The sequence below is a fragment of the Streptomyces sp. NBC_01334 genome, assembly GCF_035983595.1.
GTDB lineage: Bacteria > Actinomycetota > Actinomycetes > Streptomycetales > Streptomycetaceae > Streptomyces > Streptomyces coriariae.
Genome location: NZ_CP130718.1, coordinates 9784211 through 9804343, shown reverse-complemented (window position 1 = coordinate 9804343; position 20133 = coordinate 9784211). Strand labels below are relative to the sequence as shown.

Annotated in this window: 19 protein-coding genes; 10 read left to right on the top strand and 9 right to left on the bottom strand. The window is 69.1% G+C overall.

The genetic code is table 11. From position 1 onward, the window contains the following. Window positions 1-135: 135 nt before the first annotated feature. Together OG736_RS43340 and OG736_RS43335 are read left to right on the top strand one after the other, a co-directional pair. Window positions 136-702 carry a suppressor of fused domain protein gene (locus OG736_RS43340; RefSeq protein WP_327187378.1) on the top strand — a complete coding sequence of 189 codons (567 nt, stop codon included), beginning with the start codon at window positions 136-138 and terminating at the stop codon, window positions 700-702. A 289-nt stretch (window positions 703-991) separates the two neighbouring features. Continuing rightward, entirely contained in the window at window positions 992-1120 is a 129-nt protein-coding gene (locus OG736_RS43335; RefSeq protein WP_327187894.1) for a hypothetical protein, read from the top strand. 3 nt (window positions 1121-1123) lie between these two features. Here OG736_RS43335 and OG736_RS43330 read toward each other — a convergent pair whose 3' ends face one another. From OG736_RS43330 to OG736_RS43320, 3 genes are all read right to left on the bottom strand, one after another. Continuing rightward, complete coding sequence (locus tag OG736_RS43330; protein ID WP_327187377.1) at window positions 1124-1396, bottom strand: hypothetical protein; 273 nt, start codon at window positions 1394-1396, stop codon at window positions 1124-1126. Beyond that, a complete protein-coding gene (locus OG736_RS43325; RefSeq protein ID WP_327187376.1) occupies window positions 1396-1629 on the bottom strand; it encodes a hypothetical protein in 234 nt (77 codons plus the stop codon). Before OG736_RS43325 ends, OG736_RS43330 begins: the two co-directional genes overlap by 1 nt. A 633-nt stretch (window positions 1630-2262) precedes the next feature. Continuing rightward, window positions 2263-3075 carry a TetR/AcrR family transcriptional regulator gene (locus tag OG736_RS43320; protein WP_327187375.1) on the bottom strand — a complete coding sequence of 271 codons (813 nt, stop codon included), beginning with the start codon at window positions 3073-3075 and terminating at the stop codon, window positions 2263-2265. A gap of 73 nt (window positions 3076-3148) precedes the next feature. On the opposite strand from OG736_RS43320, the gene OG736_RS43315 reads away from it, so the two are divergent. The 6 genes from OG736_RS43315 (at window position 3149) to OG736_RS43290 (ending at window position 13957) form a co-directional block, all read left to right on the top strand. Next, the gene (locus OG736_RS43315; RefSeq protein ID WP_327187374.1) at window positions 3149-6370 is read left to right on the top strand and encodes a bifunctional cytochrome P450/NADPH--P450 reductase; all 3222 of its coding nucleotides are present in this window, start codon (window positions 3149-3151) and stop codon (window positions 6368-6370) included. Between the two features lie 156 nt (window positions 6371-6526). After that, window positions 6527-7573: a zinc-binding dehydrogenase gene (locus tag OG736_RS43310; RefSeq protein ID WP_327187373.1), complete on the top strand. Its 1047-nt coding sequence runs from the start codon at window positions 6527-6529 to the stop codon at window positions 7571-7573. 112 nt (window positions 7574-7685) lie between these two features. Further along, window positions 7686-8330: a TetR/AcrR family transcriptional regulator gene (locus tag OG736_RS43305; protein ID WP_327187372.1), complete on the top strand. Its 645-nt coding sequence runs from the start codon at window positions 7686-7688 to the stop codon at window positions 8328-8330. 311 nt (window positions 8331-8641) lie between these two features. Further along, window positions 8642-9265 carry a malonic semialdehyde reductase gene (locus tag OG736_RS43300; RefSeq protein ID WP_327187371.1) on the top strand — a complete coding sequence of 208 codons (624 nt, stop codon included), beginning with the start codon at window positions 8642-8644 and terminating at the stop codon, window positions 9263-9265. Window positions 9266-10284: 1019 nt separating this feature from the next. Continuing rightward, window positions 10285-12045: a S8 family peptidase gene (locus OG736_RS43295; RefSeq protein ID WP_327187370.1), complete on the top strand. Its 1761-nt coding sequence runs from the start codon at window positions 10285-10287 to the stop codon at window positions 12043-12045. Between the two features lie 1309 nt (window positions 12046-13354). Further along, a complete protein-coding gene (locus OG736_RS43290) occupies window positions 13355-13957 on the top strand; it encodes a DUF7933 domain-containing protein (protein ID WP_327187369.1) in 603 nt (200 codons plus the stop codon). 504 nt (window positions 13958-14461) lie between these two features. Here the strand turns inward: OG736_RS43290 and OG736_RS43285 are convergent. The 6 genes from OG736_RS43285 to OG736_RS43260 form a co-directional block, all read right to left on the bottom strand. Next, a complete protein-coding gene (locus tag OG736_RS43285; RefSeq protein WP_327187368.1) occupies window positions 14462-15172 on the bottom strand; it encodes a class III extradiol ring-cleavage dioxygenase family protein in 711 nt (236 codons plus the stop codon). A gap of 205 nt (window positions 15173-15377) precedes the next feature. Then, complete coding sequence (locus OG736_RS43280; protein WP_327187367.1) at window positions 15378-15776, bottom strand: hypothetical protein; 399 nt, start codon at window positions 15774-15776, stop codon at window positions 15378-15380. Between the two features lie 312 nt (window positions 15777-16088). After that, complete coding sequence (locus tag OG736_RS43275; protein ID WP_327187366.1) at window positions 16089-16454, bottom strand: DUF6221 family protein; 366 nt, start codon at window positions 16452-16454, stop codon at window positions 16089-16091. Between the two features lie 317 nt (window positions 16455-16771). After that, window positions 16772-17248 (bottom strand): hypothetical protein, encoded by a 477-nt coding sequence (locus tag OG736_RS43270; RefSeq protein ID WP_327187365.1) that lies wholly within the window; start codon window positions 17246-17248, stop codon window positions 16772-16774. Continuing rightward, window positions 17245-17556, bottom strand: a complete 312-nt coding sequence (locus OG736_RS43265) for a hypothetical protein (protein WP_327187364.1) — start codon at window positions 17554-17556, stop codon at window positions 17245-17247. Before OG736_RS43265 ends, OG736_RS43270 begins: the two co-directional genes overlap by 4 nt. 476 nt (window positions 17557-18032) lie before the next feature. Then, the gene (locus OG736_RS43260; RefSeq protein WP_327187363.1) at window positions 18033-18560 is read right to left on the bottom strand and encodes a hypothetical protein; all 528 of its coding nucleotides are present in this window, start codon (window positions 18558-18560) and stop codon (window positions 18033-18035) included. Window positions 18561-18770: 210 nt separating this feature from the next. Here OG736_RS43260 and OG736_RS43255 point away from each other — a divergent pair, with 210 nt between their 5' ends. Next, on the top strand, window positions 18771-19217 hold the full coding sequence (locus OG736_RS43255) for a hypothetical protein (protein WP_327187362.1): 447 nt from the start codon (window positions 18771-18773) through the stop codon (window positions 19215-19217). Window positions 19218-19270: 53 nt separating this feature from the next. Next, window positions 19271-20110 (top strand): transposase family protein, encoded by an 840-nt coding sequence (locus OG736_RS43250; protein ID WP_327187361.1) that lies wholly within the window; start codon window positions 19271-19273, stop codon window positions 20108-20110. The last annotated feature ends 23 nt before the right edge of the window (window positions 20111-20133 follow it).

Genomic DNA, 20133 nt, shown 5'->3' with positions numbered 1-20133 from the left:
GCCCCTTGTGCTCCAGGCCCCACGCCAGCAGACCAGGTGGGGAACTACGTGAACGTACCCCTGAGGGGATTGTGGTCACTGCCGGCCCTGGAGCCCATCTGCTGGGGTGCCGGGGGTCTGAGGCAAGATGATCAGATGCCGAACACCGTTGTACTCGATCATCTCCGCAAGACGCTACCGGGCCGAGTCATCGACGAGGTCCCTGGGGTCGACGGTCCGATCGAGGACCGCGCGCCCGGATTTCGGGTGTTCCGGGTCCACCCGGCTCACCCCGGCGATTGGTGGCTGTACGTGACGTCCGGATGCTGGGAATCCACGCAGCGCGACGGCCATGGAGCTGAGTTCATCCGCGCGGCACCGCGCGACGAGTGGCTCAACCTGGAGAGCGTCACGATGAACGCGTACTACCACTGTGGGCCGGCCCACCAAAGACTCGATGTCGGACACACTGTGCCGATCGGCAGACCCTGGCTCGACGACTCGAACTGTGATCACTACCTGGTGAGCCTGCCCTATCCCTTCGGCCCCGAGTTCGAGATCTGTGAGTGGGGCGATGGCGCCCATGCCCGGATCCTGTGGCTGCTGCCGATCACCAAGGCGGAGAAGGACTTCCGGCGGGAGGCCGGGTTGGAGGCGTTGGAGAGCCGATTCGAGGACCTGGAGATCGACCCGGTTGATCCCCGGCGAGCATCTGTAGTCTGAATCGAGGCTCGACATCGGCGCGGCGCTGGTCGGCACTCCGCACTCCGTCGGACTCCCCACCAAGTGGGGCGACGAACAGACCTGGCGATGTGACCAGCCAGAGGTGCCTGCCGGACTACCCGGCAGCCATGGCCAGGGCTTCTGCAGCAGCGGGCTGCCCCTGGCAGGCTGGGGCCCATTCCCTGAGCCGGTTGGCCGGATTGTCCGAAAGCTCAGGTCCTGCTCCCGGCGTTTGGCCGCCCAAGGAGTGGTGACGCCTCCCAGGCGGCCGTCACAGGGGGTGAGGTCAATGGTTGGTGAGTTCGCCAATGACCTTGCCGTGGAGGTCAGCACTGGGGTCGTTGAGGCCGATGATCTCGACGGTCTTGCCGCGCTGGGCCTATTTGGTCTCGATCGCGTCCAGGTCGTCTCGAAGTGACGCCTACACCTCGAGGTATGCGACGACCACGACGGTGCGCAGCGCGGTGACGAAGTACAGGATGCGCACGGCCTCGAGTTCGTCGGTGTACTGGCGCAGCCGGGGGCCGGTCGTGTCGCCGGGGATCGCGTCGCCGAGGTCGGGGTCGACGGAGATGACGACCAGGGCGCGGTCCAGGGCGTGGAGTTCGGCCTCGCTGGTGATGGTCTCCAGCTGCTTGGCGGCTGCGTCGGAGAAGGCGATGCGTGCGCGGCGGGGGCCGTGCGGCTGTGTCATCAGGCGACGGCCTGCCGCTGGGCGGTGAGGCGGGCGAGGTGGGCCTCGCGCAGTTCCTCCCACGGAGTGCAGGTCTCCACCGCGGGCAGCCCGTTGGCGGCGATGTCTTCCAGGACGGCGGCGAACCGGTCGGCGTCGGCCCGCGTCTTGGCCGCGTAGGCGCGTACTGCGTCGGCGGCCGCGGGTTCCAGCTGCTGCCGGGCGGCGTCGGTGGTGTTCGGCTGTTCGCTCACCAAGGGCCTCCACGGGCATGCCAGGTCGTCTGAACACCACGGTATCGCCGGGCGCGCCCGGCGGGGGCCTCTCCAGCGGAATCTGCGCAACGCCTGAGTGCGGCTCCTCGTCAACGCCCTCCTGCAGTCCCGGCGAGCGTCCCCTTGGCATGCCGCGCAGGATCAACACCAGCCACGCCGGGAATCAGTTCTTCGGCGTCGCCGGCCGGGGACCAGCCGAAGCGGGCGCGGTGCAGCCAGAACAGGGGGTCGCGGCCGTTCCGCATCCAATGGTTGATGTGCGCGGCGTGGCGATCACGCCACCTGTCCGGGGATACTCCGCACCCGCTGCAGCAGCGGGGCCAGCGCCCGCTCGGTGCGCGCCCCGCGGGGCGCGCATGCCCTCCGATGGTGTACACCCTCGAGTCGATTCGGCGCGCGGCGGTAGTACCAGGCCGGCACGGCCATCGCGTGCAGAACACCTGGCGCCGGCTTGGCCACAGATCGGTCGCTCGCCCCAGCCGCAGCACACCGCGACCGGCAGCGCCTGCATCGAAACGGCCCTTTCCGAGATGGGGTTCCTGGCTGGCGCAGCAACCTGCGCTCGCCCAGCGGCGGACGAGTCCCGGGCGACGACGCTTCAGGACCACGGACTCAACGGTGGCCGGCGTCCTGCCTGTCACGGGCAGTGAGCCGGCTTTCCAGGCCCGCAATCAGCGTGTCCATCGCAAGGTGGAACATGCGGTTCTGATCAGGGCCTGCAGTGGCTGCGTCCGTCGGGTCAGGGCCAGCGTCCCCTGGCCGGTCTTCGCCGGTATCAGGGCCGGGGGGCTTGAGGTTCGACCACTGGTGGAGTGAGCCGTTGAGTTCGGCGGTGAGGACACCGATGACGACGGCGACTATCAGCGCGGCGATCTCCGGAACCTCGGACTGCGGCACGGCGGCAGCCGCCACGATCGCGGTGAGCGCACTCCAGAACGGGTCGTCGGGCTGGATGAAGTCGGGCTGGTGGCTGAACGAGTAGGTCAGCAGCTTGGGGTGACGGTGTGCCAGCGTCCGGAAATCCGTGGCGAGCAGGCGGATGCGGTCCTGCCAGGGGGCGTTCTCCAATGTGACGGTGCGGAACTGGGCGCCGACCGTTCTCGTGACGCCGCGCAGCACGGCTTCCTTGTTCGGCACATGGTGGTACAGCGACATCGGGTTCGCATCGAGCGCGGTGGCGAGTTTGCGCATGGTGAGCGCCTCGACCCCGTCCGCGTCGATGAGCCGCAGCGCGGCTGCGTAGATCCCGGCTTCGGTCAGAGGGACATCTCTCTTCCTTGTCCCTCGCGGGGGACGCCTCACTTTTTCCATACCACGTACGGTATCAGTTCCATACATCGTACGGAACTGTGCTTCGTCGCGGCGGCCGCCCGCGGCGGCGGGTTTGCGATCTGGTTTCCGTACAGCGTACGGTTCGAATTCCATACAACGTATGGTTCTGTCACCGCGGCATTCACCGGCGCCCTTGCCCTTCCCTCTCCGCACAAAGGAGCAAGCCATGACCACGCACTCCGCGAACGACCTTCGCCCCATCCGGTCTCCGCGCGGGATCCCCCTCCTCGGCCACACGCCGCAGATCCCCGCCACCAACCCGGTGGAGTACTTCGGCGAGCTGTCCAAGCAGTTTCCCGAGGGCATCTACGGCATGGACATCGCCGGTATCGAGCAGGTCTTCGTCTACGACCCGGACCTGGTGGCCGAGGTTTCCGACGAGACGCGGTTCTTCAAGCAGATCGAGAAGACGCCGCTGCACTACGTCCGGGACTTCGCCGGCGCGGGCCTGTTCACGGCCCACCAGCACGAAGAGGAATGGGGCATGGCGCACCGTGTCCTGCTGCCGGCGTTCAGCCAGCGGGCCATGAAGGCCTACTACGGGCAGATGCTGGAGATCGCCCAGAACCTGGTGGGCAAGTGGGAGCGCCGGGAGGGGCAGCCGGTCAAGATCACTGACGACTACACCCGCCTGACGCTGGACACCATCGCCTTGTCGGGGTTCGGCTACCGGTTCCGGTCCTTCGACAAGGAGGACCTGCACCCGTTCCTCAACGCGCTGCTGGAGTCGCTGATCGAGTCGCTTCGGCGCTCCCAGGAGCTGCCGATGATGACCAAGCTCCGCAAGGCGGACGACAAGAAGTACCGCGCCAACATCCGGCAGATGCAGGACCTGGTCGAGAGCGTGATCAAGGGGCGTCGCGAGGGGAACGGCACCAGTGAGGAAGACCTGCTGGGGCTGATGCTTCAGGCCACCGACCCGGACACCGGCAAGCTGCTGGCCGACGACAACGTCCGCGACCAGGTGCTGACGTTCCTGATCGCCGGTCACGAGACCACCAGCGGCCTGCTGTCGTTCGCCACGTACTCGCTGATGCGCAACCCGCACGTCCTGGCCCAGGCCTACGCGGAGGTGGACCGGCTACTGCCCGGCGACACCGTGCCGGACTACGACACGATCATGAAGCTGGACGTCATCCCGCGCATCCTGGACGAGACCCTGCGCCTGTGGGCTCCCATCCCGGCATTCGGCAAGGCCCCGTCGCAGGACACCGTCATCGGCGGCCGCTACCAGCTGAAGAAGGGCACCCGGGTCAACATCCTCGAAGGGCCTCTGCACACTCACCCCAAGGCGTGGGAACGGCCCGATGAGTTCGACATCGACCGGTGGCTGCCGGAGAACCGCGCAAAGCAGCACCCGCACGCGTACAAGCCGTTCGGCAACGGCCTGCGTGCCTGCATCGGCCGGCAGTTCGCACTCACCGAGGCCCGTCTTGCCCTGGCGCTGGTGCTGCAGAAGTTCAGGTTCGCCGACACGGCCGACTACAAGATGGACGTCAAGGAGGCGCTGACGCGCAAGCCCGGCAATTTCGAACTGATCGTCCGCCGCCGCCAGGAGCACCAGCGGACCGTCTTCGGCGCCGCGGACCTGCGGACCGACGACATGCAGGCGCAGGCCGCGGTCAGTGGCGTCGGCGTGAGCCTCACCGTTGCATACGGCTCCAGCCTGGGCGCGTGCGAGGACCTGGCGCGCAGCATCGCCGACCGCGGTGAGCGCTCCGGCTTCGGCACCACCCTGATGAGCCTGGACGAGCTGGGCGACGATCTGCCCACCGAGGGCCTGCTCGCCGTAGTGGCCGCCAGCTACAACGGCAAGGCCCCCGACAACGCGCAGCGCTTCGACGATCTGCTCGCCGCCGGACTGCCCGAGGGCTCACTGTCGAACGTGCGGTTCGCCCTGCTGGGCGCCGGCAACACACAGTGGGTGGCCACCTTCCAGGCCTTTCCGAAGCGGATCGAGGAAGGTCTGCTGGCCGCCGGCGCGACCCCGGTCATCGAGCGGGGCATCGCGGATGCCGCCGGCGACTTCGACGGCATGGCCACCCGCTGGATGAACACCCTGTGGGCCACCCTGGCCGAGGAGTACGCCGCCGACACCTCCGAGGCGAGCGGCCCGCGCTACCAGGTCCAGCTGCTCACCGAGGCGGACGTGCGCCCCGCCATCGTCTCCGAGCAGGCCTACCCCGTCACGGTGGTGGCCAACGAGGAGCTCGTGGCCGACGCGACGGGCCTGTGGGACTTCAGCATCGAGCCGCCGCGCCCGTCCGCGAAGTCCATCACCGTCGAACTCCCGGAGGGTGTCACCTACGACACCGGCAACCACCTGGCCGTCTTCGCCAAGAACGAGCCGGCCCTGGTCGACCGCGCCCTCACCCGCCTCGGCGTCGACCGCGACCAGGCCCTGCGCCTGGACCAGCCGGCCGGTGGCCGCACCCACCTGCCGGTCGGCACGCCCGTCACCGCCGGCCTACTGCTCACCGAGTTCCTGGAGCTGCAGGACGTGGCCACCCGCTCCCAGATTCAGGTGCTCGCCGAGTACACCCAGTGCCCGTGGACCCGGCCGCAGCTCCAGGCCTACACGGCCGACACAGAGGAGGCCGAGGAGCGCTACCAGAAGGAGGTCCTCGGCAAGCGCATCTCGGTCCTGAGCCTGCTGGAGCGCTTCCCGGCGATCGAGCTGCCGCTGGCGGTGTTCCTGGAGATGACGGGGCCGATCCGTCCCCGCTTCTACTCCATCTCCTCCGCCCCCCTGGGCAACCCGCGCCACGTGCGCCTGACCGTCGGCCTGCTGGAGGGCCCGGCCCTGTCCGGCGACGGCCAGTACCGCGGCACCTGCTCCTCCTACATCGCGGGCCTGGAGCCCGGGGACGTCGTGTACGGCTACGTACGCGTGCCCTCCCCGGCCTTCGCCCCGCCGGCCGACCCGGCCACGCCGCTGATCCTCATCGGTCCCGGCACCGGCATCGCACCGCTGCGCGGCTTCCTGGAGGAGCGGGCCTGGCAGTACGAGAACGGCACGCGGGTCGGACTGTCCCAGGTCTTCGTCGGATGCCGCCACCCGGAGCACGACTACTTCTACCGGCAGGAGATGCAGGACTGGGAGCGGGCCGGGATCGCCCAGGTCCACACCGCCTACTCCGCGGTGCCCGGCCACCCGGCCCGATTCGTGCAGAACGCCATAGCGGGCGCCGCCGACACGGTATGGCAGGCCATCGAGGACGGCGCGCACATCTATGTCTGCGGTGACGGCCGCCGTATGGCACCCGCCGTCCGCGAAGCCCTCGCAGCGATCTACCGCCAGCGCACCGGCAGCGACGACGAGACCGCCCAGCAGTGGCTCGCGCAGCTCGAAGCCGACGAGCGCTACCAGCAGGACGTCTTCGCCTGACCGGCGCGTGCCTGCCCCCCCCAGTCCCAAGAGGCGTGCGGCCGCTCCCGTCCCCGTCACTCCGCACGCCTCTCGGCCACCACAAGCCCGCCCGACACCACACGGCACCCATCGGCCCGAGCCGACAGGAGTGCCCATCACAGAAAGCAGATCCCCATGGACACCATGCTCGCCGGACGCTTCCACCTGGACAGCAAGAAGTTCGTCGTGGAGGAGGTCCCCGTCCCCGTGCCCGGGCCGGGCGAGGTCCTCATCGAGATCAAGGCCGCCGGAGTCTGTCTCTCCGACGTCCACCTCATCGACGGCTCACTCGTCCCGCTGTTCGCCACCTCCGACGTGATCACCGTCGGCCACGAGATGTCCGGGGTGATCCACACGCTCGGCACCGACCTCAAGCGCGACCTGCCCGCCGGCACCCGCGTCACCCTGGAGGCGGGCAAGACCTGCGGTCAGTGCGCCGGCTGCGTGCGCCACCGCCCTTGCACCCAGATGCGGACCGCCGGCATCGACTACGACGGCGGCTGGGCTCAGTACACCGTCGCCCGCGAGGACACCCTCATCCCCATCCCCGACAGCCTCCCCTTCGACCAGGCCGCCATCATCCCCGACGCGGTTTCGACCCCCTACGCCGCCGTCGTCGCCACCGCCGGCGTCCGTCCTGCCCAGTCCGTCGGCGTGTGGGGCGTGGGCGGAGTCGGCGCACACAACGTGCGCCTCGCCCGCCTGGTAGGCGCCGCGCCGATCATCGCGGTCGACCCGCTGCCCAGCGCCCGCCAGCGTGCTCTGGCCTTCGGCGCGGACTACGCCCTGGACCCGGCCGCTGCGGACTTCGCCGACCAGGTCCGCGCGGCCACCGCCGGAAAGGGCCTGGACTTCGCCTTCGACTGCGCCGGCGTGCCCGCCGTCCGCGAGCAGGCCGCCTCCGTGCTCGGCCTGAGCGGCTCCCTGATCCTGGTCGGCATCAGCCCCAGGCCGCTCACCATCACCGAGGGCCTGACCTTCAACTACATGCAGAAGCAGGTACGCGGCCACTACGGCGGCTCCCCCGAGTCCGTCTCGGAGCTGGTCCGGCTGACTGCGGCCGGCCGGCTCGACCTTGCCCCGTCCATCACGGACCACATCCCGCTTGCCGACGCCGCCGACGCGGTCAACCGTCTCGAGAACAAGATCGGCGACCCGATCCGCCTCATCCTCGTCCCCTGACGCCTGTCAGCGGGACAACAGGCCACCTCAGAGCGGCGTGAGTGGGCGCCGGCGCTCGAGGAAGCACCGGCGCCCACAGTTTCCGGCAGCCAGAACTCGTGGAGACGTGACCATGCAGAGGACCGATACCCTGGGCCGCCCTCCGCAGCACAGGGTTGCTCGTTCGAACCGCCGTCGCCTTCTCACGGCGGCTCGGCAGAAATTGCGGGACAACCCTGACGCGAGTCTCGACAGCATCGCTCTGGCGGCCGGCGTCACGCGGCGCACTCTCTACGGACACTTCTCCAGCCGGCAAGCGCTGATAGCCGAGCTGACGCAGGAAGCAGGCCAAGCGCTTCACGAGGCGTTCGCAGCAGCCCGTATCCCCGGTGCTGATCCGCTGGAGGCCATGGCACGGATGGTTCTGGCGGCATGGGCGGTAGGAGACCAGTACCGCACGCTCATTTCCCTGGGGCGCCGCGCTCCGGGAAAGCAGGAGGCGATCCGCGCCGCCTTGGAACCGGCCCGCGATGAAGCCGTCGCGGCCCTACGACGAGGCCAGTATGAAGGCGTGTTCGCAAGCCACGTCCCCTCGCCTGTCCTCGCCCAGGCGCTGGAAGCACTGATGCTGGCCCTCGCCGAGGAGAACACCGGATCCACCTGGACGGATCCCACGGGTGAGGCGGCTGCGACCGTGTTCCTTGTCGCCGCCGGCGTACCACCACAGACCGCTGCGCTCCAGGTCCGAGCCATTCTGCACGAGTCGAAGGAGCGTTGACGGTCCGCCGAGGCCGGGCAGCGGGCGCCGCGGGACCTCGTGCGCATCGCCGACTCCAGAACGTCCTCGGGCCCTCAGCACGGCGGCACTCGACCGCCCCGAACTGGTCGCTCGCTACGCCCTGTTGGGCCCGGAGCGACGAAGGCAGTCGACACGCTCCACATGACCGTCGGCCAGGAGCCCGGGGACACGGGCGACAACAACGGGAACCCGTGGCCACCCGGCCCGCAACACCCGCCCCGCCGCGTGGCGCCAGGGCGGAGATCCCGACCGGCACCACACCATCCGCACAACTACGCAGGAGACAACCCGTGAGCATCATCGACCGCGTACCGCACTCCCCCGGTGTCCTCGACGACGCGGGGCAAAAGCTGCTCTTCACCGAAGCCCGCACCGTGAACAACTTCGCCGCGACAGTCGTTGACGACGACGAACTCGCCCTGATCTGGGACCTCGCCCGCTGGTCGCCGAGCGCCGCCAACGGTCAGCCTCTGCGTGTGCTCTTCGTGCGCACCCGCGAGGGGAAGGAACGCCTGATCCCCCACCTCGACGAGGGCAACAGGGCCAAGACACTCTGTGCGCCGGTCGTGGCTGTCCTGGCGTACGACGTCGACTTCCACGAACAGATGCCGGTTGTCTTCCCGGCCCGCGGCGAGGTGCTGCGAGTCGCGTTCGCCGACCAGATCGAGAAGCGCGAGAGCATCGCCGCCTACAACTCAGCACTGCAGACCGGGGTCTTCCTGCTCGCGGTGCGCGCGGCAGGACTCGCGGCCGGTCCCATGGCGGGCTTCAACAGGGGCGGCGTGGACGAGGAGTTCTTCGCCGGTACCAGCTGGCGATCGCATTTGGTGATCAATATCGGTCACCCCGGTACCGACCCGTGGTTCCCCCGGCTGCCCCGCGTATCCGTCGAGGACGCCGTCGCCTGGGCCTGAAGGCACTCGCAGAGACGAGCTGCGCAATACCCTGCGCGTCGGTTCTCTGAGGCCCTCGGTGACAGCCTCGACGATGAGCATGCCACCGTTTGTGAGAACTCCATCGCATGGATCGGCGGTGTGGACCGCACGTGCGGTCCACACCGCCGAGGGGCCCGCCTGTCAGCCGGCCTGAAGGGCTGGATGGACCTCCTCGATGTGGTCGCGCTTGGTGTACATGTCCCAGTAGAGCGCGGCGAGGTCGGCCGGGTCGACGACCGGGAACGCGGCCACCAGCTCCGACGCGCCAGCCGCCTCTGCCGCCTAGCTGCCTCCGATGAACGCGGCGCGGGATGCCCTCGGCCAGGGTGTCCGGGTCCAGCTCGGCGGCCGGGGTGAACCGGACGCTGGGGACCGGGCCGTACTCGACCACGTCGATCCGGCCGAACCGCTCGCGGATGGCCTCGATCAGGGCGGGGATCTCCTTGGGTGCGGAAAGGTCGGCGGTGAAGCGAGCCGTGTCGATGCCCTCGGCACTGAGCTGGTCGACCAGGGCGTCGAGGCGGGCCCTTGCGACGCGCCAGCAGCGCGACACGGAAGCCTTCGGCGGCGAAGCGTCGGGCGATGGAGGCGCCGAGACCAGGGCCGGCGCCGAAGATCGCAATCACTTCGGATGCGGGCCGCAGGCCCTTCGTACAGAACGGCCTCGAGGCGGCGATGGCCGGGGAGCGCCTCGGGTCGGGTCCGGCTCTGGTGCGGGCAGCACGGCCGACGCCAGGTGGGCGGCGTATGCCAGGGCGCGGTCGGCTTCGCCCAGTTCCCGAGGGGTCTCGACCCCTCGATGCCCGGAGTGCGTCTCTTTTCAGCCATGCCCCTATGACGTCCCTGCGCGGAAAGGTACTTCCGTACAGGAGCATGCACCTGACATCTTGCATCCACCATTCGTTTCTTACGGCCCCGCCGGTGCCCTCAGCGCGGCCGGGCCGTCTCCGGAGGACGCATTGATACCCCCCATATCCGGCCGACCTAGACGCACGCTGGTGCTGGCGGCCACGCTCGGCGCCGTCCTCGCGTTCGGCGCCCCGGGCGCCCTCGCGGGCACGCTCCCCGTAGCCCCCTCCACCGCGTCTGCCGCGAAGGCCCACGCTCCGGCCGCCGTGCCGGCTTCCCGGAGTGCGACCTGGGTGGCCGGCACGCGTGCCTACCTCGTGATCACCGCCCCCGGTGACAGCTCGGCGGTCCGTGCCGCGATCGCGGCCAACGGCGGCACCGTCTTCTCGAACTTCGACGCCATCGGCGTGATCGTCGCCCACTCGGCGTCCAGCGGGTTCGCCGCCACCATGCGCGGCGTCGCCGGCGTGCAGCAGGTCGGCGCCACGCGCACCTCGGACGTCCCGGCCGACGCCTACAACCCGGCGCTCCCGGCCGATCCGGCCCAGGCCTCGACGCCGGCCGGAGAACCGGTCCGGGCCGACATGAGCCAGATCAAGGCCGACCAGGCCTGGGCCGTGAACCCGGGCTCCGCCTCGGTCAAGGTCGGCATCCTGGACACCGGTGTGGACGACCGGCACCAGGACCTGGCGCCCAACTTCGACGCGACCGACTCGGTCTCCTGCGCCTACGGCAAGCCCGACACCCGTGCCGGCGCCTGGCGGGACGTCGACACGCACGGCACCCACGTAGCGGGCACCGTCGCCGCGGCCAAGAACGGCAAGGGCGTCGTCGGCGTGGCCCCCGGGGTGAAGATCGCCGCGGTCCGGGTCGCCGAGCCGGGCAACGCCTTCTTCTTCGCCGAGAACACCATCTGCGGCTTCGTCTGGGCCGGTGACCACGGCTTCAAGGTCACCAACAACAGCTATTACACGGACCCGTGGCAGTTCAACTGCCCGGACAACATCGACCAGGCCGCCATCATCGAGGGCGTCAAGCGCGCCCAGGAGTACGCCGAGGGCAAGGGCTCCCTCCAGATCGCCGCCGCGGGCAACGAGAACTACGACCTCGCCCACAAGACGACCGACTCCGCGAGCCCGAACGACTCGACGCCGGTCACCCGCACCATCACCAACGCCTGCCTCGACATCCCGACCGAGCTGCCGGGCGTGGTCACGGTCGCGGCCAACGGCACGGGCGTCACCAAGGCCTCGTTCTCCAACTACGGGCAGGGCGTCATCGACATCGCGGCGCCGGGCAGCAGCGTGTACTCCACCGTCCCCGGCGGCGGCTACGGCAGCAAGAGCGGCACCTCGATGGCCACCCCGCACGTGGTCGGCGTGGCGGCACTCATCGCCAGCGCCAACCCGGGCATCACCCCGGCGGAGATCCGGGCCAAGCTGGCCGCCCAGGCCAACGACATCGCCTGCCCCTCGGACAGCCGCTGCACGGGCACGACGGCCAGCAACTCGTTCTTCGGCGAGGGACAGGTCGACGCCCTCAAGGCCGTCGCGACCACCCCGCCGCCCGGCGCGTACTTCGAGAATCTCGCGGACTTCGCCGTCAACGACAACGCGACCGTGGAGAGCCCGATCGCCGTCACCGGCGTGACCGGCAACGCCCCGGCCACCCTCAAGGTGGGTGTGGACATCAAGCACACCTACATCGGTGACCTGAAGGTCGACCTGGTGGCGCCGGACGGCACCGTCTACACGCTGCACAACCACACCGGCGGCAGCGCCGACAACATCGCCCAGACCTACACCGTGAACGCCTCCTCGGAGGTCGCGAACGGCACCTGGAAACTGCGCGTCAACGACAACGCCGCCTCCGACACAGGCAAGATCGACGCCTGGAACCTGACCTTCTGACGCAGGGCCCGGCAACGCCCACGTCGGCACGCTGTGCGCCGACGGCAGCTCCCTGTCCGCGGCCGCGGACGAGGCGGGCTCCGGTCGGCCAGGGCTGGAACCGTTGCGCGGCAGAGGGCACAGGGGCCCCGGCGGCGGTGAACGCCGCGGCCGGGGCCGCCATGCCGGAGGCGTCCGGGAAGGCCGCGAACGGCCTGGGGCCGGTACCCGGCTGACCGTGCGCCTCCCTGAGGAGCTGCAGGGCCGTGTCCGCGCTGACCGTACGGTCAGCGCGGACACGGTCGCGCGCGCCGCGGCCCTGAGGGGTGCCGGCCGGTTCGAGCGGCGGGCCAGTTCGAGCGGCGGGCGCCATACCTGCCCGGACCGCAAAGGCGGACGAGGACGCTCCGGCCGAACGGCGAGGTCCCCCACACGTATGTGGCCTGGTTGTTCACTGCCGTTCAAAGCGTGGTGACGGGCGAGTGCACGCTGCGGTGTCTCGCAGCTTGTCGGCGGGCAGTTTCGCCCTGCGCCCCTTGAGGTTCATGACCCACACCCCCAGCTTGATCGCGTGTTCCTCACTGTCGATCACGATCCGTTCGATGTGGGAGCGGCTGATGCCCTACCGCGCCCGTGCGGTCTTTGTACTGAGTCAGCGCCGCCAGGCCCCGCTCAAAGGCGTCAGAACCGCCGCGAGGGGCTCTGGCGGGCGGTGTACGCCGACACTTCGGGCATGAGCAGATTCGCGCAGGTCATCGTGTTGGCTCCGTACGCGGACGAGGTGATGAAACCACTGACACGGCCGGATGACTCGCGCAGTTGGGAGGGCCGCTTCCAGCGGCTGGACTGCCAAGCTGATCTCCGGCAAACTCCGCTCTCGGACTCGACTGGGCAGCCGAAATGCCCGAGTACGCGGTCAGAGCGCGCGAGTTCCGCGTTGACATCGCCCTGCCCACCTCGCGCAGCGTCCGGAGCTCCTTGGCGCGGGCCGTGATCGGGATGGCCAACCGCAGCAACTCCGGCGGCGAGCTCTGCCGCCCGCGTTCGACGCCGGCCAGGTGCTCGTGCCGCGCGCCTTGGTGCGCGTCGAAATGGGCTTCCTCGAAAGCCCCAGCGACGGGGACGGGGCGAACGCACGCCAGGACATGCCAGGCATACAAACGGGTCGATCGGGTGAAATGGGAATTTCTCTTTGACTTACTGACCAATAGGTCATTTCCGGTCAGTACATTCCCCACGTCGGCTCCTCCACCGCTCCCGGAGCCTGACCGCAGCGGACCATCACGGACAGGAGAAACCGTAGATGACGAGGCACGGGTTGAGGCGGCGGATGTCTGCCCTCTGCACGGTGGTGGGGCTGGGCGTCGCGCTGCCCTTCGCCCTTTCGGCCACGCCTGCCCATGCTCAACCGATCCTGGGTGTCGACAAGAGCCACGCGGGGAACTTCGCACGCGGAGGGCAAGGCGTCTACACCATCACGGTGTCCAACAGCGGCGACGAGCCGGCCACGCCGCTGGAGCTCACGGACAACCTGCCCACGGGTCTCACGGTCGCGGACATCCAAGGCGACCTCGCGTCCGCCTGCGAGGCCACCAACAGCGGTACGACGCTCCACTGCGACGGCTTCGGTCTCGCCGACGATGCCTCCACCACATTCGAGGTCACCGTCGACGTCGCCGCCGACGCACCGTGTTCCGTCGCCAACACCGTCACGGTCACCCAAGGGGGAGGCGCAACGGTCTCGGACAGCGACCAGACGACGATCACCGGAGGCGACTGCGACGGCGGCAACGGAGGCGGTGGCGGCTCGATCCTGCCGATCAACCTCAACGGCCTCATCCCGATGTTCAACAACATCACCACCAACAACAACATCAACAGCCCCGGCGCCAGCAACAACAGCCGCCAGACCTACCGGCTGAACGCGCCCTGAGCTGCGGCGTGGCAGGAGGAGGCCGGCACGGGCCGACTGGGTGCGGCGGGACATAGGCCCGGAGACGGCCAAGGCGGGTACAGCGCCGACCGGAGTCAGCGGGACCAGGCGGTGAGCGTGGCGCTGGCCGCGCTGCGCGAGGGAGGTGGTCCCCGTCGGGGGCCGGCTGCGCGTCTGGCGCGAGGGCACGGGGATGTGGCGCGCAGCTGGCAGCGTGCCGTGGCCGAGGCCCGCGCCCTGTATGAGACGGGAGCCTCAGACACCGCTCCAGAGGGCCCGTAAGCCCCGCTGCGCCATCCCGGCCCGCCCCCGCTCCCCTCTTGGTGACGGGGGCCTCCACGGTCTCCTCAGGCCCTCTCAGTGGCTCTGTTCACGAGAACGGGCAGCACTTCGACGTCGGTTCGGGAGGCAGTTGGCGGCCGCGGCCTGGCCGGAATGTTCACGAGATTCGTGTTCTGACTCACCCTTCGTGACCGGTAGCGCTGGGTTACCGAGCTCGGCGGTTCAGGGTGACCAGGTCGCCACGAAGCAGCTGACGCCGTCCACGGTCTCGGCGTACAGGAGGCGGTGGGTGGTCAGGTCCCAGTCGGCCCCGTCCAGCAGCTGCCAGGGCGAGCGGCCCGATACCCCCAGCGCACGAGCAAGGCCCGCGTCCATGTTCGGGAAGAATCCGTCCACGTCACCGCTGGCCAGTGCGGCGGCGACGCCCGCGTCGATCTCCTCGGCCCGCGGGTCTGGGCGCCGGGCTCCGTCCGCGCCGGCGCGGGTCGGACCGTTCCCCATCACCAGCAGTCCGACGCGGTCCGCCCACCCCGCCAGGTTGACGCCGTCCTCGCCGTTCGTGGGCCAACTCCGGGCGTCGTCCAGCTCGCAGGCACGCACCGGACCACTCCAGCCCGCCTGCTGCAACAGCCACGCACCGACGCTGAGCGCCATCGGCAGCCCGCTCACCGGCGCCTCCGTGGCCCGGCCCTGCCCGAGCCGTACGCCCACGGGGAGCTCGAGGTCCTGAGAGCTCCCCAGGGCGCCCTCGTCGTGAAGAAGAGATCGCACACTCGGGCCGACCACGGCCACGATCTCGGGATCCTCGGCCAATACGGCTGCCACCGCCTCCTCGCACGCCGCGCGCAGCCGCTCCGGTGCCGCAGGCGCGCCCACATCCGCCTCGAACGCGAGCAACGGCAGGCAGGGGAGGACGGCAGCGGCCACGAGCACGTTCCGCAGCCTAGCCGCCGCGCCAAAGCGGCAGGCAACTTCCCGCCGCCGACCGCACCGCCACATCGTCGCTCACCGTGCGCAGACCACGGAAGTTGAGCCAGAACCCGAGCTTCGACAGCACCCCGGGGCGCGGGGCGTTGCTTCTTGGCCAAGGACTCGGCGACGGTGGAGCCCGCAGTCGGCAGGATCGCACCGCGCTGGGTTACGTGTGGACCTGCCACCACCGGTCTGCCTCAGCGCGAGTCACTTCGGCGTCGTACTGGCCGGCGTCGAAGTGGAACTCTGGCGGCGGGGGCGCGGGGGCGTTCGGAACCTTCCAGTCCGACCACTGCACGATGTCCCCGAACCGCTGCACGACCACGGAGAGGAAGCCGCAGCAACCGCCAGTGCACTCCGGTTCGCCCAGTTCCAGGCGGCGCGCCTCGCTGGTCGCCCGCAGGAGGCTGGGCCGGCCCGCAGGCAGTACGTCAGCCGCGAACGGCCCACGGCCGCCCTCGTAGACCGCCCCTTCGACCACGTCCTCGCCGTTGACCCAGAGCCGCACCTGGGCAGGGAACCGGGGCCCCGGCGGCAGCACCCTGATCTCCAGACGATCGAACATCAGACCACCATACGAGGCGCGCTGAAGTCGGCGCGGTCCAGCGGGCACCTACCTCCACCCCGGGAGGCGGCGGGAGTGATGACGAGGTGCCTCCCGTTCTCGCGAACATCGACCACGGCCCGGGCGGGGCTCCTCCCGAAGTCGTGCACATCCGCCGTCGGAACTCGTGAACAGAACCACTCTCGGCTTGCCTTTTGATCTTGGTGAGGATGTGGGCTGTGCGTGGGGAGGATTTGCTGGTCTATGACTTGTCGGGGCAGTCGACTTCAGTCCAGATCGCGACTAAGGGCTGTCCCGTAAACGATCTCCGTCTCAGGGGCGTCGCGGGCAGTCAGGGTGATCGGCGTAAGGTGACGCGAGGTCGAGCAGGTCATCGCACGGCCAGGTCTCGCCGTCGTACTGGCAGTCATCGCGGTTGTCCCACGGTAGTTCGGGGTCGCCCGTGGCAGGGCTGAGCACATGGCGGGCGAGCACGCGTCGTTTGGCCTCGACCTCCCGCAGGACGCGAGCCGGGTCGTGCAGCGCGACGTGTAGGGCGATCGTGGGATGGAAGCCGGAGAGTTCTCCTTGGCAGAAGTCGACCGTGTGCCCGTGAGCGGTCCACTCCCCGCAGCCGTCACCGTCGCAGCGCCGGGCCAGGTCGGCCTCCTCATCCAGCCGTGTGTGGAGGAATGTCACCAGGTCTTGACTCATGCACACCGCTTGCTGGAGAAGTCGTAGTGCTCTGGGGCAGTCGCGAAGCGCCGGGCTCCGACTGAAAGATCGTCAGCCAGCGAGTGCAGGCGTTCCAGATATCGAGCAGGAGATATGACGCCCCGCATGTTGTCGACCTGTGCATCCAGGTTGATGTACTTCATCGTCCTTCGTTCCCGCTTGTGGCTCTGTTGGTCAACGAATGTCTGGCTCTAGAGAACAAGTTGAGGAATAGGTGCTGACAGAGAGCCAAGCGTCATTCCTGCCGCGACGGTCGGATGACGCGGCTCTCCAGATGACGGTTAGGACAGCTGCTGGTGGTACCAACGCTCATGTTCGGTGTCGCGGAACTCAAGCTTGCGCCAGCGGGAGTCGTGATAGCCAGGTGCCGAGCGCCAGTAGCCGGCGAGGACACAGAGATGGTTCCAATCGTCCCGGAGGCGATCCAGCCGCATCAGCGCTCGCGCCCGGCGTCCCTCCTCTGTAGGCGTCGGGGGCTGCGGAAGTCCGATCGGAATACGGACATGGCCGGGCGTTCCGCCGGTGATGGTCCGCTCCAAGGTGAGAATCAACGTGGCTACTGTCTCTGCGAGTGCCGAGGCCGTGATGGCCTCCTCACTGTCTGAAGGGTGATTGCGTGCTGCTCGCTCCAGTCGAGGAAGCAGGAAGTCGCCGATCTCCCACACCATGGCGGTCGTCAGTTCGTCGGCGTACCGCGGCCCCACCGGTTCGACGTCGCTCGTCGAAATTTGTCCCTCTGGTCTGGCGTTGGTACTCACAAGCCGTCGCCCCATCCGAAGGTGACGTTGTACGCGCGTTGGAGTGCGTGCCTGCCATGGTCGCCGTCGGCGTAGGCCCATACGAGAGCTGCGGCGAACCAGATCAGAAAGACTCCGCTGATGACGCCCAGAGCGAGCAGCTTGCCGTACCAGCTGAGGAGGGCCAGGGCGATGGTCACGATGGCTGCGCCGACGTGGGCTCCTCGCAAGTCGAGCAACGCAGCCTTGCGTGCCGCTCTGCTTTCAGCTCGTTCTGCCGCGAAGCGTTCCTCTCGAACAGACAGCGGTTCGTTCTCGTCGAAGTGCATCTCATCCCCCTGGCGCTGACGCTACATGGACCCGAACGGCGTCGGCGGAGGAGCACCGCAGGGGGATATGGGACAGGTAGTCAGACTCAGGCCGCTCCGGGGCGGTGCGCGGAGGCCCCGCCGACGCGCAACCACCCTCCAGCCGCCCCGATCCCCCGACCGCGCGCCCACCCACCCGTCCCTTCCCGCTTCCTTCTTCTGGTCCTGGACCGGGGTGTTGGGGTGTTGGGGTGTGCTGAGGGGGATGTCGGGGTGCCGACCACGCTGAAAATGTCGTGGTGACCTGCAGTGATGCAGGCGCGAGGCCACGAGTGCACGTGCCGCTGAGAGCGGGGTTGTCGGCGGAGATATCGGCCCGTTCAGGGGCGGTGTTGTCGCACTGTGGCTGGTGGGACCTCTAGCACTCCAGGGGTAGCTGGTGATCTCGCGGTGTCAGCCACTACCGCGGTCGTGCCGCCGCGCGCGGTGCTCGATCCTCAGGGCCCGTAGACGAGATCCGTACCGCCGCTGGCCTCAATCAGCCAGGACAGCGAACCGCTGCCGAACGGCCAGCCCGTGGTAGCCACCTGCACCCAGCCACCCGACTCATCGGTTCCCGCGTGCCACCACCACCAGCTGCGATCGTCACCCATCCCTTCCTCGGTCGGGTCGAAGTAGTACAGCCATCCCGAGAGCGTCCACGGCCCCTGATCGACAGCCGCCCTCTGCTCCGGCGTCATCGCCCGCCACTGCCGCAGCCATGCCTCGGCGTCGAAGGCCTCTCCAGGCTCCGGCTCCGCGGGTTCGGGCGCGCACCGCTGGATGAACCACGCCGGCAGCAGCTGGGGCCAGCGCTCAAAAGCCGGCCAGTCAGCGACCTGCTCGACCACGCCCGCCAACACCGCACGCGCATGGGAGATGACCTGAACCGGATCCTCGGCGGTGAACCGGACACGTACGAGGAACGGACGCAGCTGATCGTCCTCGGCTCCCGGCTCGGATCGAAGGCGCTGCAGCTCGCCCATGAGCGGTGTGCATCGTGAAGTCGCAGGTCACGGGTCTGGTGTGAATGGCGAGTTGGGTACTCGTGCCGGTCGGCGGCCGATGACCATGGCGTAGATCATCGGGCGGGTCCGGCTCCGGCAGGATGCCGGGTTCGGCTGCGCCCACGACCGGCCCCCGCCTACGATCCGTCAGCAGGTCGACACGCTGTGAGAGCGCGGGAGGGCGCGGGGATGCAGGAGCGGCAGTGGATCACGGCCCGCCGGAGCGAACTGGACGCTCTCGCCGAGGAGTTGGCCAAGCAGCTTCAGGAGGTCCAGGTCGAGCGGGATGAACTGGCGATCGCGGAGCGGGTGTTGAACCGCCTGGCCGAGCAGGCCCAGGCCGATGCCCGGGCTGTCGCTCCGGTGTCGGTGAAGGTGGCCGGGCGGGCGGTCCTGCTCATCCCGCACCGCAGCGACGCGGCCGACGAGAGCGCGCTGCCCGGCGACTACCGCAAGATCCTGGCGATCGTGCGGGAGGCCGACGGCCCGGTGCAGGTCAGGGCGGTCGGCGAGCGGCTGGGCCTGGACGCCTCGGTGCGCGGCAAGCTGGAGCCTCTGCGGGCAAAGATGACCAAGCTCGCCGACCGCGGCTGGCTGCACAAACGCCCTGACGGGCAGTTCACCGCACGCCCATAACTGTGCGGGGCGGGGGCGTAACTGACGGCTCTTCGACGGCAGTTGAGTTTGGTGTGAAGAAAAACAACAGTTCCGTCGAGGGCCCTGACGGCCTCGTCTACACTGCCCGCCTGCCGCTGTCGAGTGCCACTCTGAACTGGCTCGCCGACCTGATACGCGGCCACCTCAAGAAGATCGGCTCCAGGTGGCGCGCCCTGCCCGCAGGGAAGATCGCCACCATCGTGCTGGCAGTGCTGCGCTGTGACCAGCGGCCCGGCGACCTGGCCGGCGGCAACGGAGTACACCGCACCACCGTTACCCGGTGGGTCCGCGAGGTCATCGGCTTGCTCGCCGCCCGCGCCCCACGCCTGGACCGGGCCCTGAAGAAGATCGCCCGAATGGGTGGCGGCATGGTACTGCTGGACGGATCGGTGGTCCGCACCCGGCGCAGAACCGGGAAGGAGAACCGGAAGAACTACTCCGGCAAGAACAAGTGCCACGGCCTGCTCGTGATCGCCCTCACCGACGACCGGGGCCGGCTGCTGTGGATCTCGGCGGCCCGCCCAGGGCGCACCTCGGAGATCACCGCCTGCCGGCACGACCAGCTCACCCGGAAACTGCGGGAAGTCGGGCTCGGCGCCATCGCCGACCTGGGATTCGTCGGCCTCGACGACGGCGGCCCCGACGCCGAACCGGCGGTGATCACCGGCTACAAGGCCGCCCGGAACCGGCCCCTGACGCGAGGCCAGAAGCTGTCCAACACGGCACTGGCGGCCGTCCGGGCACCCGTCGAGCACGGCTTTGCCCACCTCAAGAACTGGCGCGTCCTCGGCAAGGTGCGCCCCGACCCCTCCTGGGCGACCTCCCTGGTCAGGGCCTTGCTGGTCCTCACGAACCGCGAAGTCGCCCGATGACCGACGATCTTCACCAAAGTCAC

Coding starts and splice junctions, on each gene's coding strand:
- OG736_RS43340 (WP_327187378.1), top strand. CDS start 136: ATGCCGAACACCGTTGTACTCGATCATCTCCGCAAGACGCTACCGGGC.
- OG736_RS43335 (WP_327187894.1), top strand. CDS start 992: ATGGTTGGTGAGTTCGCCAATGACCTTGCCGTGGAGGTCAGCACTGGG.
- OG736_RS43330 (WP_327187377.1), bottom strand. CDS start 1,396: ATGACACAGCCGCACGGCCCCCGCCGCGCACGCATCGCCTTCTCCGAC.
- OG736_RS43320 (WP_327187375.1), bottom strand. CDS start 3,075: ATGGAATTCGAACCGTACGCTGTACGGAAACCAGATCGCAAACCCGCC.
- OG736_RS43315 (WP_327187374.1), top strand. CDS start 3,149: ATGACCACGCACTCCGCGAACGACCTTCGCCCCATCCGGTCTCCGCGC.
- OG736_RS43310 (WP_327187373.1), top strand. CDS start 6,527: ATGGACACCATGCTCGCCGGACGCTTCCACCTGGACAGCAAGAAGTTC.
- OG736_RS43305 (WP_327187372.1), top strand. CDS start 7,686: ATGCAGAGGACCGATACCCTGGGCCGCCCTCCGCAGCACAGGGTTGCT.
- OG736_RS43290 (WP_327187369.1), top strand. CDS start 13,355: ATGTCTGCCCTCTGCACGGTGGTGGGGCTGGGCGTCGCGCTGCCCTTC.
- OG736_RS43280 (WP_327187367.1), bottom strand. CDS start 15,776: ATGTTCGATCGTCTGGAGATCAGGGTGCTGCCGCCGGGGCCCCGGTTC.
- OG736_RS43265 (WP_327187364.1), bottom strand. CDS start 17,556: ATGCACTTCGACGAGAACGAACCGCTGTCTGTTCGAGAGGAACGCTTC.
- OG736_RS43260 (WP_327187363.1), bottom strand. CDS start 18,560: ATGGGCGAGCTGCAGCGCCTTCGATCCGAGCCGGGAGCCGAGGACGAT.
- OG736_RS43255 (WP_327187362.1), top strand. CDS start 18,771: ATGCAGGAGCGGCAGTGGATCACGGCCCGCCGGAGCGAACTGGACGCT.